Source organism: Leucothrix mucor DSM 2157 (assembly GCF_000419525.1).
Taxonomy (GTDB): Bacteria; Pseudomonadota; Gammaproteobacteria; order Thiotrichales; family Thiotrichaceae; genus Leucothrix; species Leucothrix mucor.
This window is the reverse complement of record NZ_ATTE01000001.1, coordinates 3,309,442-3,323,480: the sequence shown is the minus strand read 5'-3', so window position 1 is coordinate 3,323,480 and position 14,039 is coordinate 3,309,442. Positions and strand designations below refer to the sequence as shown.

At 49.4% G+C, this 14,039-nt stretch carries 14 protein-coding genes; 10 read left to right on the top strand and 4 right to left on the bottom strand.

Annotated features, from left to right (window positions below; translation table 11 throughout):
* Positions 1-34 precede the first annotated feature (34 nt).
* From thiB to LEUMU_RS26300, 5 genes are all read left to right on the top strand, one after another.
* Positions 35-1,012 (top strand): thiamine ABC transporter substrate binding subunit, encoded by a 978-nt coding sequence (gene thiB / locus LEUMU_RS0115110; RefSeq protein ID WP_022953128.1) that lies wholly within the window; start codon positions 35-37, stop codon positions 1,010-1,012.
* Between the two features lie 181 nt (positions 1,013-1,193).
* Positions 1,194-1,940, top strand: a complete 747-nt coding sequence (locus tag LEUMU_RS0115105; RefSeq protein WP_022953127.1) for a maleate cis-trans isomerase family protein — start codon at positions 1,194-1,196, stop codon at positions 1,938-1,940.
* A 155-nt stretch (positions 1,941-2,095) separates the two neighbouring features.
* Positions 2,096-3,310 carry a BtaA family protein gene (locus tag LEUMU_RS0115100; RefSeq protein ID WP_022953126.1) on the top strand — a complete coding sequence of 405 codons (1,215 nt, stop codon included), beginning with the start codon at positions 2,096-2,098 and terminating at the stop codon, positions 3,308-3,310.
* The gene (locus LEUMU_RS0115095; protein ID WP_022953125.1) at positions 3,311-3,949 is read left to right on the top strand and encodes a class I SAM-dependent methyltransferase; all 639 of its coding nucleotides are present in this window, start codon (positions 3,311-3,313) and stop codon (positions 3,947-3,949) included. It begins immediately after the preceding gene.
* 4 nt (positions 3,950-3,953) lie between these two features.
* Positions 3,954-4,766 carry a UDP-2,3-diacylglucosamine diphosphatase gene (locus tag LEUMU_RS26300; protein ID WP_022953124.1) on the top strand — a complete coding sequence of 271 codons (813 nt, stop codon included), beginning with the start codon at positions 3,954-3,956 and terminating at the stop codon, positions 4,764-4,766.
* Between the two features lie 191 nt (positions 4,767-4,957).
* Here the strand turns inward: LEUMU_RS26300 and LEUMU_RS26295 are convergent, their stop codons facing one another.
* The 3 genes from LEUMU_RS26295 to LEUMU_RS0115075 form a co-directional block, all read right to left on the bottom strand.
* Positions 4,958-5,740, bottom strand: a complete 783-nt coding sequence (locus LEUMU_RS26295; RefSeq protein WP_022953123.1) for a GNAT family N-acetyltransferase — start codon at positions 5,738-5,740, stop codon at positions 4,958-4,960.
* A gap of 85 nt (positions 5,741-5,825) precedes the next feature.
* Positions 5,826-6,356 carry a phosphatase PAP2 family protein gene (locus tag LEUMU_RS0115080; RefSeq protein WP_022953122.1) on the bottom strand — a complete coding sequence of 177 codons (531 nt, stop codon included), beginning with the start codon at positions 6,354-6,356 and terminating at the stop codon, positions 5,826-5,828.
* Positions 6,334-7,521 (bottom strand): glycosyltransferase family 4 protein, encoded by a 1,188-nt coding sequence (locus LEUMU_RS0115075; RefSeq protein WP_022953121.1) that lies wholly within the window; start codon positions 7,519-7,521, stop codon positions 6,334-6,336. Before LEUMU_RS0115075 ends, LEUMU_RS0115080 begins: the two co-directional genes overlap by 23 nt.
* 174 nt (positions 7,522-7,695) lie before the next feature.
* On the opposite strand from LEUMU_RS0115075, the gene LEUMU_RS0115070 reads away from it, so the two are divergent.
* From LEUMU_RS0115070 to LEUMU_RS26290, 4 genes are all read left to right on the top strand, one after another.
* The gene (locus LEUMU_RS0115070; protein ID WP_022953120.1) at positions 7,696-8,700 is read left to right on the top strand and encodes an adenosine deaminase; all 1,005 of its coding nucleotides are present in this window, start codon (positions 7,696-7,698) and stop codon (positions 8,698-8,700) included.
* 108 nt (positions 8,701-8,808) lie between these two features.
* Positions 8,809-9,819: a nucleoid-associated protein gene (locus LEUMU_RS0115065; RefSeq protein WP_022953119.1), complete on the top strand. Its 1,011-nt coding sequence runs from the start codon at positions 8,809-8,811 to the stop codon at positions 9,817-9,819.
* Complete coding sequence (locus LEUMU_RS0115060) at positions 9,820-10,731, top strand: DMT family transporter (protein WP_022953118.1); 912 nt, start codon at positions 9,820-9,822, stop codon at positions 10,729-10,731.
* Between the two features lie 215 nt (positions 10,732-10,946).
* On the top strand, positions 10,947-11,684 hold the full coding sequence (locus LEUMU_RS26290) for a DUF2202 domain-containing protein (RefSeq protein WP_022953117.1): 738 nt from the start codon (positions 10,947-10,949) through the stop codon (positions 11,682-11,684).
* 4 nt (positions 11,685-11,688) lie between these two features.
* Here LEUMU_RS26290 and LEUMU_RS0115050 read toward each other — a convergent pair whose 3' ends face one another.
* Positions 11,689-12,696, bottom strand: a complete 1,008-nt coding sequence (locus LEUMU_RS0115050; protein ID WP_022953116.1) for a serine/threonine protein kinase — start codon at positions 12,694-12,696, stop codon at positions 11,689-11,691.
* Here LEUMU_RS0115050 and LEUMU_RS26285 point away from each other — a divergent pair.
* Entirely contained in the window at positions 12,696-14,015 is a 1,320-nt protein-coding gene (locus LEUMU_RS26285) for an MFS transporter (protein WP_022953115.1), read from the top strand. The two genes, LEUMU_RS0115050 and LEUMU_RS26285, sit on opposite strands and share 1 nt — an antisense overlap.
* The last annotated feature ends 24 nt before the right edge of the window (positions 14,016-14,039 follow it).

Genomic DNA, 14,039 nt, shown 5'->3' with positions numbered 1-14,039 from the left:
ACTACCTTTTGAGTTTTTGATTAAGGTATTTTCCATGAAAAAAATCACTCTGCTACTGTCTAGTTTGGCCTTGTGTGGCGCGGCTCAGGCGGCTGATCTGACTGTTTACACTTACGATTCTTTCAACTCCGAATGGGGCCCTGGCCCGAAGCTTGAAGCGGCTTTTGAGAAAAACTGCGACTGCGATATTGAAATCGTGACGGTTGAAGATGGTGTCAGCATTTTGAATCGTCTGCGCATTGAAGGCGATAGAAGCAAAGCGGATGTGATCATGGGGATCGACGATGCCTTGTTGGAAGTGACCCGCGAGACTGGTTTAATCGCTGATCACGAGCAGTCACTGGAAGGCTTAAAAGCGGAGTTGAAGTGGGATGATAAGCAGTTCGTGCCATTTGATTACGGCTACTTCTCTTTTATCTATGACAGCAGCAAAATCAAAGAGCCGGTTAAATCCCTAAAAGAGCTGGTTGAGTCCGATGCCTCGGTGATCTACCAAGACCCGCGCACGAGCACCGTTGGTCAAGGTTTATTATTGTGGATGAAAAGCGTCTACGGCGATAAGTCGGATGAGGCTTGGAAGCAGCTGGCTGGCCACACGGTGACGGTGAGCAAAGGTTGGTGGGAAGCGTATAGCATGTTCCTAAAAGATGGTTCGGATTATGTGCTGAGCTATAACACCTCACCTGCGTATCACGTGGTTTCCGAAGAAAAAACACAGTACAAAGCTGCGCTCTTTAGCGAAGGCCATGTGGCTCAAGTTGAAGTGGCGGCTGTTTTGAAAAGCAGTAAAAAGCAGGAGCTGGCTAAGCAATTCCTAGGCTTCCTCACGTCTGAAGAAGCACAAAAAATCCTGCCAGTGGCTAACTGGATGATGCCGGTTCGTGATGGCATTGAGTTGCCAGAAATTTTCGATGAATTGATCCAGCCTGAGCGCATTGGGTTTACTCCTACGGAAGTCGCGGAGAAGCGTGCGGATTGGATTAAAGAATGGCGTACTTCAGCGGCTAAGTAAGTCGTTATTTGTTGTTAGAATAAGCCTGCATGGCGTCGTGAATGACGCTTTGCAGCTTGCTTGATTCCGCGTTTTTTTCTTGTTTTTACCCTCTTATTTCCGGTCAACTCTGATCAAGATATTTCTCAATTTTGTGCTAGAGTGAAGGCTTAGTTTCCCATCGCTAACCCGGAGCACACTCATGCTTGACCTCGCTTTTGACACGGATGCAGGTATCGGAACCCAAGCCAACTTTGGTTTGATTGTGCTACAAACCGATGAAACCATTGAGATGGAAATGCGGCGCTTTCTGGATATCGAGGGTGTTGCTTTGTATCAATCCCGAATCCCCTCCGGCGCTGAAGTTACTCCCGAAACCTTATCCAATATGCAGCACGAAATTGAGCAGTCGGTTAGCTTGTTGCCGCCCGCGATTGATTTCGATGTGATTGGCTATGGCTGTACTTCTGCCGCCTCGGTTATTGGTGAAGGCGCAATTGAGGCTTTGGTTCAGCGCAATCGCCCGAACGCACAAGTCACCAATCCCATTACCGCAACTAAAGCGGCGCTCAAAGCATTGGGAGCCAAACGTATTGGCTTTGTCTCGCCTTATATTGCCGAGGTTTCTGCGAGTTTGCGTGGCACGTTAGAGCAGGCGGGCTATGAGATTGTGGCAGCGGGGTCGTTTAATGAAGCATCGGATACTACCGTTGCGCGCATGACTGAGGCATCTATTTTAAAGGCCATTATTCAGGTGGCTGAGGCTGCACCGAGCGATGCGATTTTTGTGTCCTGCACCAATTTACGGGTGGCGAATATTATTGCCAAAGCGGAGGCGCAGTTGGGTATTCCAGTGTTGAGTAGTAATCAGGCAATGGCATGGCATATGTTAAAGCTTGCTGGGATTGATAGTCCCATCAAGGGTTATGGCCGGCTATTTAATCACTAAGCCGCAGTAGTGGTATTGCATACCCAACACTAAATTAAACAGCTATTCAATCAGCCCGTAAAATATCACGCTGTCATCGAATCGCCATAAAACTGTCATAGAGAAGTCATTGTCAGCCGTTAGGGTAGAGCCAAATTTATTATTTGGTATGGTCTATGTCCAGCGCGTCAGACGCATTGAAGGTTGCGATCCAACAGCAGCCGGTTTCATCGTTTCAGGGCATGCAGCAGCGCATGTTTCGGATTTGGTTTAACAGCTTTATTTATAACCAGATTTGGGAAGATCCCGAGTTGGATATGCAGGCCTTACAGCTGCAGCCAGATAGCCAAGTGCTGACCATTGCTTCGGGTGGTTGTAATGTATTGAACTACCTCACGGCCTCGCCAGCGCGTATCGTTGCATTGGATTTAAACCCCTATCACCTATCGCTGACTCGCTTGAAATTGGCCGCTATGGCTTACCTGCCAGACCATGATTCATTCTATGATTTCTTCGGCCATGCCGACCTACCGCACAATATTCAAAACTACGAGAACTACATAAAGCCCGAGCTGGATGAGGAGCTGGAAAGCTTCTGGTCGGGGCATAGCTTGAGCGGCAAAAAGCGCATCAATCTGTTTCGCGATGGATTATATCGTCACACGCGCTTTGGCTATTTCATGCGTTTTTTGCATTGGATTGCCCGTCGCAGCAAATACCAGCCGGAGTTAATCCTGCAAGCCAAAACCTTGGGTGAGCAGCGTGAAATTTTTAACGCGCATATCAAACCATTCTTCGATAGCAAGCTGGTGAAGTTTTTGGGCAAATTACCGGTGTCGGTCTTTAGCTTGGGTATTCCCCCGCAGCAATATCAGGCGATGAAAGCGCAGGGCAATCTAGTGCAGCAGTACTGCGATCGCGTGGAGCGCCTAGCTTGCGATTTCCCGATTCAGGATAACTACTTTGCCTGGCAGGGCTTTAGTCATTGTTATGACCACGAGCAGCGTCAAGCGATTCCAGCCTACTTGCAAGCAGGTCATTACCAGCACATTCGCGATCAGTTGCACAAGGTCGAAACCGAGTCTGGTTCAATCATTGAATACCTAAAAGCTCAGCCGGATAACTCGCTGGACCGCTTTGTGTTTTTGGATGCGCAGGACTGGATGAATGACGAAGTGCTGCAGTCTTTATGGGAGCAAGTCGATCGGGTAGGCAAAGTCGGTAGCCGCATTATTTTCCGCACCGCTGCTAGCGAGTCGCCATTAGAAACGGCACTGACCCGCGAGTTACGCGCCCGTTTTGAATACGACCCGATTCAGTCTGAGCAATGGTTCCGGCAGGATCGTTCGGCGATCTACGGCGGCTTTCACCTGTATTGCAAGGTTGTGTAGATGATGGATGCCGCACAAAAGATGGATCAGCAATATCGCTATCAGCGCTATGTGTATGACTTATCGAGAAAATACTATCTGCTAGGGCGCGATAGCTTATTGCAGGAAATCAAACTAAAGCCGCATGAAACCGTGCTGGAAATCGGCTGCGGCACCGCGCGTAATTTATTGAAGCTCGCCAAGGCGCAGCCCGAGGCCAAACTCTTTGGACTGGATGCCTCGCAGCTGATGCTGGAGATGGGGCAGGAGAAAATTCATAACGCTGGTCATATTCGCTTAAAGCAAGGTCTGGCGCAGCAGGTTACGCCGCAGCAGTTTGGCGAGCATGAGGGCTTTGATCACATTGTGTGCTCCTATGTGCTGTCGATGATTCCGAAATGGGATGAGGCCATAGAGCAAGCTGTTCGCAATCTGAAGCCGGGTGGCTGCTTGCATATTGTAGATTTTTCCGATCAGCGAGGAATGCCCAATTGGTTTCGCAAGCCACTGCTGAAATGGCTGGATTGGTTCAATGTGCATCCTGACCCTTCGCTACCAATTTACCTTGAAACACTGGCCGAGCATCTGGGAGGAACGCTTCAGATCCGGCAGATTGCAGGGCGCTACGCCCTAATTGTTCACTACACCAAGCAGGGCTAATGGCATGACTGGCAATCCGAAACACCAATATCGCAGCATTTTTATTTCAGACACGCACTTAGGCTCACGCGGCTGTAAAAGTGAGTTCTTGCTGGATTTTCTGGAACATCACGATTGCCAGCAGCTGTATTTGGTTGGGGATATTTTTGATGGCTGGCGGCTGCAAAAGCGCTGGTTTTGGGATGCCAATTACGATGCCATTATCCAAAATGTATTAGCGCGTGCGGAGGCTGGGGCTAAGGTGGTTTACCTTAGCGGTAATCACGATGGCTTTACCCGTAATTTCACCGGTCACAGCGTAAGCCAGATCGAGTTGGTGGAAGAGTGCATTCACATCACCGCGGATGGCCGGAAAATGCTGATACTGCATGGCGATAAGTTTGACGGCGTGGTGCAGTTTCCTGCGTGGCTGACTAAGATCGGTGACTGGTCTTATGAGCATTTGTTAGTGCTTAACCGTTATTACAATAAGTTGCGCAACCGGCTGGGCTATCCCTACTGGTCGCTATCTCGTTATGTGAAAGAGCATGCAAAGTCAGCCGTTGATTATATCGATGCTTACGAAACGGCACTGGCTCGTGAGGCGCGTCATCAGGGGTTGGATGGTGTGATTTGTGGTCACATTCATCACGCTTCGATTCGGGAGATTGATGGGGTGCTTTACTGCAATGATGGCGACTGGGTCGAGAGCTGCACCGCGATGGTTGAAGACTGGGATGGCGCGTTGCATCTGGTGCACTGGGCCGATAGCAAGGCGGTAATGGCCTCAGAACAAGCGTCATATGTTGGGCAGGAAGTGTTGCCGGTGACTGGCTGATTCGGTTGAACATGAAAACGCGGTAATGGTTTGAACTTTTATCGCGATTTTGGTTTCTAAAGAAATAATGATTAACAATAAACTGCGTAAGAAGTGTGTTCCGGGAGCCTCGTAATAAAGGCTCCCTTTTTTTGTCTGCAGCTTTTGTGATTAGCGATTAGTTGCGGTCAGCTTGAGAGCATCAACTGGCTTCAAGCAGTCTGGCGCAAGCCTTCCAGCGTCGGTTGTCGCTGTGCGCCGCACTGTACAAAGTGGCGGTGATAGCGCGCATTCAGATTATTCACATCCAGCAAAATAAAGATATCGGCAACATTAAAGTCACGATCCAGACAAGGCTCACCCGCGACCCAAGCGCCCAATTTCAAATAGGCTTTTAGCAGTGGCGGCATACGCAGGCGTTCAGCTGGCGGTACTGGCATTAGCTGTTCACGCGGAGTTACCCAGAAATCACTCGGTGCTAAATGTTTACGGCGCGCTTCATTCATAATCGTCGTCACCTGGCTGCCACCATCGCGCATACACACGCTGGCGCAACCAAACATATAATCCACTTTGTGCAACTCCATAAACTGCGCCAGGCCTAGCCATAACATGCCGATCCCTGCGCCATTACGAAAGTCAGGGCGGATACAGGTGCGGCCAATTTCTATGGCATTGCCACGCAAACTGGCGAGCAACACGCTGAGGTCAAACTCGCTGGCGGAGTAGAAGCTGCCGGCTTGCTGGGCGCTCTCATGAGTGAGGATGCGAGTGGAGCCGACGATTTCGCCAGTGTGTTGTTCGCGTACCAAGAGATGGTGGCAGTGAGGGTCGTAATGATCTCGGTCGATCCCCTCCGCAGCGCTGGAGAGGATGGCCCCTTGTTCTTCTGCAAAAATTTGATATCTCAATAATTGAGAGGCGAGTAAGTCTTCTTTTGTGGCGGCTAATTCAACACGGAGTTGAACCGGTTTGGTGCTAACTGTGTGACTCATTCCGAACCCTTGAAGTGATTAATAACGCTTCGAAGAGTCTAAATTTTGCGTATAACCATTTGATGATGGTTTGTTTTCAGTTGTGTTAAATCACTGATACTAAAGCAATACTGCCTTGAGCTAGTCCTAAGCCGAGTATCGCACCAATCAATACATCACTAGGATAATGCAGGCCGAGTATCACGCGTGAGAGAGCCACCAACGCTGCAAATGGAACAACCAAAACAGCCCACTCCGGATAATAGCTCAGCAGTACCGCGCTAAAGCTCACCGCATGTAAAGTGTGACCGGAAGGGAAGCTAAACTGATCCAGTGCGGCCACATTCTGTAGGATATTTTCATTAAAGCGGTAGGGGCGAACGCGCACTGTTGAGAGCTTAAGCCACTTATAAAGCCCTAAGCCAATCACGGAAACAATGGCCATATGCAGCGATACCTGAATGGCTTCCAGCCCATAAAATACGGGCAGCAGTAACATCAATACATACCAGAAAACCCCATCACCAAGGCGACTGATCAATGCAAAAAACAGGCTAACTGGGCGTAGGTGATTGATGCGGTTAAACAGCAGGCAGAGTGGAATTTCGTGCGCGTTAAGCTGATGCAGACGTTTCATGATTGACCTCGCTAAGCAGACTTTTGATGATGGTATCCAATCGCAACACCACACTTTCCCAGCTGAGTTGCTGGGCCGTTTGGCGTGCTTGAATACCAATTTGGCGACGCAGCTCAGGCTGATTGGCCAGCGCTACTGCACCTTGGATAAACGCTTGTGAATCATTAAATGGCGCGGTGTAGCCATTGTGACCGGACTCGATGTATTTATGGGCGGCGGCGTAATCGTAAGTGACCACGGGCAATCCGCTAGCCATGGCTTCGATAATCACATTGCCGAAGGTTTCGCTGGTGCTGGCGTAGAGAAACAGATCTCCAGAGGCATAATGCTCAGCGAGTGCAGTGCCGGTTTGCATGCCCGCAAAAATACAGTCGGGGTGCAGGGCGGCTAAGCGGGCACGTTCAGGGCCATCGCCGACTAATAAAAACTGAGCATTTGGCTGGCTTTGTTGAATTGCGCGGAAGGCTTCAAAGGCCAGATCCAGGTTTTTCTCCTGTGCCATGCGAGTGACTAAGACAACGAGTAACTGATCTTCACCAATACCGTATTGCGCCCGTAGCGTTTCACTGCGACGCTCAGGGGTAAATAGTTTGGCATCAATTCCGCGCTCTAAAATGCCGAGGTTTTTATAACCATTATCAGCGAGCTGATTAATGAGTTCAGTCGTTGGAACGAGCGTGCGCAGTGTTTGATTGTGCACATGCCGCAGATAGCGACCGGCTAACTCAAAGCCATATTTGAGGTGATAGTGCTGGCTGTACTGATCAAAATTAGTATGAAAATCACTGAATACCGGAATGCCAAGTGATTTAGCGGCCCGCAATGCGCTATAGCCCAGCGGCCCTTCGGTAACGATTTGAACGATATCAGGCCGCTGTTTTTTCCATTGCTGGCGTAGCGCAAAGAACTGTGGCGCTCCAACCCGCACTTCTTTATAAAAGGGGAGAGATAAGCCGCTCACTAAGTATTCTTCAAAGTCAGCATCTGTAGCCGGTTCGCCATCCGTTAGCTGACGAGGACGCACCAGTTGGATTTGATACTCGTTTAATTCACGCAGCCCACGGACTAAATGTGCAATGGTATGCGCCACGCCATTCACTTCCGGTGGCCAGGTTTCGGTGACCACGGCAAGGCGAATTCGATTGGGTAATATGACTGATAACATAGCCACGAGTGTGTAATGGTTTTACTGCAAGGCGATGACAGTTTTATGATGTTTTTATGTAACACGGCGAATTTCTGGCAGGGTGAATGACGCAATCATCCATGAGTGCATGACTGTTTAGCCCTCAGGCGGCATAATGCGGACATAACGCAATAAGCTTGTCCCGGAGACATTATGCAAACTTTTATCGAAAACCTACCTAAGGCCGAGTTACACCTTCATATTGAGGGCACCTTTGAGCCGGAACTGATGTTTGAAATCGCTCAGCGCAATGAGATCGACTTACCGTTTGAAGACGTGGAAGCGCTACGCAAAGCCTATGACTTTAGCCGCCTGCAAGATTTTCTGGATATCTACTATCAAGGCATGAATGTGCTTCGTGAAGAGCAGGACTTTTACGACCTGACTTGGGCTTATCTCACGAGAATTCATAAGCAAAATGTACTGCACACTGAGATTTTCTTTGACCCTCAAGGCCATACAGATCGCGGCATCCCATTTGAAACGGCATTAAACGGTATCTACAACGCGTTGCAGGATGGTCAAAAGCAGTTAGGCATTAGCTTTGGTGTGATCATGTGCTTTTTGCGTCATTTAGACGAAGATGCCGCAATGGCGACATTGGAGCAGGCATTAGCGCATAAAGATAAAATCATTGGTGTGGGGTTGGACTCCTCAGAAATGGGCCATCCGCCAGAGAAGTTCACGAATGTATTTGCACGCGCTAAAGCGGAAGGCTTTCACATTGTGGCGCATGCCGGTGAAGAAGGTCCTCCGGAGTATGTGCGTCAGGCATTGGATGTACTGCATGTCGAGCGGATTGACCATGGAAACCGCGCACTGGAAGATGAAGCACTCACACAGCGAATCGTTGAGTCGGGTATGGCATTGACGGTTTGCCCCTTATCAAATCTTAAGCTGTGTGTGGTTGATGATCTTAAAAATCACCCAATTAAGAAAATGCTGAAAGCGGGCTTGAAGGCGACCATTAACTCGGATGACCCGGCATACTTTGGTGGTTATATGAATGAGAACTTTGGTCAGCTGGCAGAGGCAGTTGGTTTAACGCGCGATGAGATTGCAACGCTGGCACGTAATGGTTTTGAGGCGACGTTCTTGCCGAAAGATCAGCAGCAGGCGTTAGTGGCTAAGTTGGATGCTTATTTAGCGACAGCGTGAGTTGATTTGTAGAATATGCGGCATTCGCTGAATCAGCATTGCCGCGAACCAATGAAGAGGGTGTAATATACGGCTTTTAGCGCTAACCCCTCTCATTCAGGTATTCACATGATCGATATTAGTTCAGCCACCGTCAGCAAAGTAATTGTGCATCGCATTGGCAATAAAGTGCGTGAAGAGGGCTATGCCTTTTCGCCAAAAGAAGCGGCGCGGACGCCAACGCTGGATGCCTTGCTCATCAAAAGCTACTTAGAGCCCATGGTGGATGATGCTCAAGTGTATGAATTGCATCATGAATCCGATATTTTTCTAAACACGGTGTACCACTACTCTAATCAGATCTTTAGCGATGTAGAGACTTTCAAAGCCTCCACTGAAAGCATTGCTAAGCACCTATACACGGCCTCTACCCATCCCAATATCGTCGGTGGTGAATTCATCACTATTTTATTTGATGGCGTGCTTTCAACCGATGGCTCATCACAAGCCTTGGGTTGCTTTAAGATCGAAGGGCGCAGTGACTATTTAGATATTGAATCCGATGAAGGCTCTTTGAAGTTAGTTGAGCGTATTGGCGTCTCGCTGGATAAAGTACAAAAAGGTGCATTGATTTTATCCGGTGGTCGCGTGGTTCACGTGATTGATAATCTCAGCAAAAAGACTAAGTACTGGTTAGAAACCTTCCTACATGCCGTGCCTGTTGGTACGCCAAGAGTGTGCGCTAAAGCCGCCGCTGAATTCCTAAAAGCCGTGTCTAATAAAGTCGAGTCGCCAGCCGATGCGGTGGCCTTTGGTCAAAAAGTGCAGGATGGTATGAGTGGTTCTGAAAATTTATCCATGGGTCAGCTAAAAGAGCTTTCAAAAGAATACATCAAGGAAGAAGACGCCGACGTCATTATGGAAGAAGTGCGCGGCAAATCCGGAATTGATATGGAAGATGCCCGCGATATCAATACCAAAGAACTGAAGCGTTACACCCGCAATGTCGTGCGTAAAACCCGAATCGCTGAGGGGATCAACTTGACCTTATCGGGCGCAGAATCACAGATTTCCTCGGTAGATGTTCAAAAAACAGAAGGCGGTTTAAAGGCGGTCATCGATATTCAGTTGGGCGGCTAAATGAGCCAGACACGCAGCGATCAAACGCGCGGCATTCAGTTAATGACGCTGGGGGCGCTGTTCTTGCCCCTTATGGATGCGGCAGCCAAGGTGCTGGGAGAAGGCGTTTCTTCCGGTGTGATTGTGTTGGGTCGTTTTGGTTTTCAGACCTTATTCTTACTGCCCTTGGTGTGGAGCACTTTGTACCTGCCTAAAGGCATTGAGCTGCAGCTGCATTTAAAGCGTTCTTTCAGTTTGGCGTTTGCGACGTTGTGCTTTTTTACCGCGATTCAGGTCATGCCCATTGCCGATGCCTTGGCGATTTTCTTTGTAATGCCCTTGTTGGTCACGCTACTGTCGCCTTGGATGCTGGGTGAGAGGGCTGGTTGGCGTCGCACGGTAGCAGCGAGTGTCGGTATGCTTGGTGCGGTGATCATTATCCAACCGGGGCAAGAGGCCTTTGGTCCTCGCGCATTATTGCCGCTGTGTACGGCGCTGGGCTTCACCTTTTACCTAATGTATACGCGCAAGCTGGCGCGGGTTGGTGAGAATGGTGGTGGCGTATCGGCGCTCACGATGCAGTTTTACTCCGGCGCATTCGGTAGCCTGATTATGGGTGCGGTCTTATTGTTTATGCAGCTGTTTGATTTGCCCATGTTTGCACTGGCCGAGTTGGAGGCTTGGCAATGGCGTCAGTTGGTACTGGTTGGTTTTCTTGCGGCTGTCGGTCATATGATTATTACCACGGCTTTTAAATATGCCGATGCCTCAATGCTGGCACCGTTTCAGTATATTGAATTGGTCAGCGCTGCGTTGATTGGTTGGTGGCTATTTAATGATATCCCAACGCTCAATACATGGATTGGCTCTGGTATTTTGGTGGCCTCGGGCTTATATATTTTCCATCGTGAGCGAGCGGTAGAAGGGGCTTGAGTTTGGCTGTTGGCCGCATTAGTTTGCGGCCAATTTAGCCCTATCAGGCGGCCAATTTCACTCTGTTAGCTTTGAGCGTAAGCATTGACTTAAGAGTGTAAAGAGTTTGTAAAACAGATAGTTATAAGGCTGTTTTTTGATAAATCGCAAGGTTTAAACCAGCGGCCAGTCGTACTCTGAAAGCGTGAAATCAATTACGCAAACGGAGTAACACCATGAATAAGGTATTAATTAGCACAGCGATCGCATTAACTCTGGCCGGAGGCTTGGCAGTCACAACGCAGGCCGCGTCTCAAATCACCGTGGCTGAAGCTAAAACACTCCAGTTTATGCATGAAGAAGAGAAGTTGGCTAAAGATGTATACCTGACGCTATACGACAAGTGGAATATCCGCGCCTTCAGTAATATCGCCGGTGCCGAGCAGCGTCATCAGGATGCGTTGAAAGGAATGCTTGATCAGTATGGGATTCCATCCGTGGTTCAAAGCACTACGGTTGGCGAGTTTAAAAATCCCGAGCTGGCGCGAATGTATAAAGAGCTAACTACGCAAGGTCTGGCGTCATTGGAAGGTGCGCTGAAAGTCGGCGGCATGATTGAAGAGCTGGATATTATGGACTTACAAAAAGCCATTGCAGAATCCAATCAAAGCGATCTGGATGGCGTATATGAAAATCTGATGCGAGGCTCTCGTAATCACTTGCGAGCCTTTGCCAGACAGTACAACCGCCAGCTTGGCACTGACTATCAGGCACAACTAATGCCTGCGGACGAAGTCGCGGCGATACTGAGCTCAGAGCAAGAGCGTGGCGGTGGACACGGTGCTCAACAAGGCCATGGCGGCCAAGGTAAAGGAATGCGTATGGGCCAAGGCCGTGGCATGGGCCAGCACATGGGGTCTGGCAATGGCCGAGGCTACGGAAAAGGCATGGGTTGCGGGCAGAACGAAGCCTAAGCGCTTAATCCCACTGCAGCGGCTGTTCATCCAGAGCAGCCGACTGCTCTTTCAATGCCAGAATATGATCATCCCAATAGCGCGCCGTGTAAAACCACGGGAATGCCAATTTAAAGGCAGGGTCTTCCGCACGCTTGGCCAGCCAACCTGCGTAATGAATCATTCGCAAAGTCCGCAGCGCTTCAATCAAATGCAGCTCGCGCGGATTAAAGTCCCGAAATTGCGTGTAGCCGATCAAAATATCCATCAAACGCGCTTGCTGATAATGACGGTCGCCAGACAAGTACATCCACAAATCCTGAACCGCAGGCCCCATGCGCGTGTCATCAAAATCGACAATGTGCGGAATCTCATCCCGATATAAAATATTCCCTGGATGGCAGTCGCCATGAATGCGGATGGATTGCACTTTACCGGCTGCCCGAAAGTGGTCCTCAATTTTCGCTAGCAAGTCACCAATTAAGCTCCGATACGCCGGTTCAATGGAGGGTGGGAGCTTTTGCTCATTCAGCAAATATTGCGAAGGCTCAACGCCGTAGCTCCTAACATCAATTTCGGGGCGGTGCTTAAATTCAGCCAACTCACCCTGTAAATGGATGCGTGCCATAAAGCGACCAATCACTTCCAGTTGATCCGGGTTATCTAATTCAGGCGTACGACCACCTTGGCGAGGGTACAGTGAAAAACGAAACTCATTGTACTGATGAATACTTTCGCCTTGCGCGTTATACAGTGGCGCGACAACGGGCAGCTCGCTTTCAACCAGCGAGCGGGTAAAGTCATGCTCTTCCTGAATCGCTTCATTATTCCAGCGGGCAGGGCGGTAAAATTTGGCGATGATCGGCTGGCCTTCTTCAATACCAATTTGATACACGCGGTTTTCGTAACTATTCAGCGCCAATAAGCTGCCATCGCAACGTAAATCCTGACTTTCAACCGCATCCAGAATTTCATCGGGGGACAAGTTCTGAAACGCATTGATGGCTTTGATCTCTGGCGGTAAAACGTTCATTGCAATTAACCCTTGTTGTTCCGGCGGTGATGGTGAATGATCAGGCTTTATCTCACAAGTATACCTTCCCCATGAAGTCTTTTATTCCTCTCATTCGCCGTGAATGGCGACTATTGATGTTTGGTTTTCTGCTGATGTTTTTTTCCAGCCCCGGACAAACCTATTTTATTGCTCTATTTAGCGGCGAGATTCGCAGTGAAATGGGCTTGAGTCATGGCGAGTTTGGTGGCATTTACTCGCTAGCGACTTTGGTCAGTGCGGCGGTGCTGTTGTGGAGCGGGGCGCTGATCGACCGCATGGATTTACGCAAATTCGCCTATGCGGTCGTAACAGGCTTAGCCATCGGTTGCTTACTAATGGCCAGCAGCCAAGGCGTTGTCGCCTTATTTATCGGGATATTGCTACTGCGCCAGTTTGGGCAGGGGCTTATGTATATGACCAGTACCACGGCAATGGTGCGATATCTTGATCATCAAAAAGGCAAGGCCAATGCGCTCAGTAGCATGGGCAGTTCAGTCGCCGAAGCAGCGCTACCGTCTTTGGCGATTATGTTGATGCTCTTGCTGAGCTGGCGTCAATCCTGGGTGGTGTTTGCGGTGATATTAATGGTGCTGCTACCCGTTGCTGTCCATTACTTATTGCGCGGACATGAGCGGCGGCATCAGCAGTATGAGGCCAGTTTGGCAGAAGATGATAACGATCCATCCCCCAAATACCGTCGCAGGCAATGGAAGCGTGCCGAAGTGATTCGTGATCCGCTGTTTTATTTATCCATGCCCGGCTTGATGGCGCAGCCGTTATTATTCACCGGCTTTATGTTTCATCAGGTGCATTTGGTTGAGGAGAAGGGCTGGTCGCTGGTGGCGTGGGGCGGTTTATATGTGCTCTATGCGTTGGTGTCGGTGGTGGTGCGCTTATTCACTGGCGTGTTGGTGGATAACTTTGGTGCGGTGGTCTTGGTCGCTTTTGCGATTTTGCCAATGGGAATTGGTTTGCTGGTGTTAGCCAGTTCTTCCAGTATGTTGGCTGCAGCGATCTTTATGATTTTTACCGGCATTACCTCGGGGGCGAACTCCACCATCTCCGCGCCATTTTTCTCAGAGAAATACGGTAACCGTCACCTAGGCTCCATCAAATCACTGGCGACTGCCATGATGGTATTTATGAGTGCCTTGTCCCCCGTGCTAATGGGTTGGTGGATTGATCAGGGTGTGACCATGGATACGCTGGCTGTCGGTGGGGCAATGTATATCTTTGTCACCGCAGCCATGGCGTATTATGCGTACTTGCTTGCTAAGCGCCAGTTGGCCGCAGCCTAAGTTGTATAGGCTGCGGTTGATATA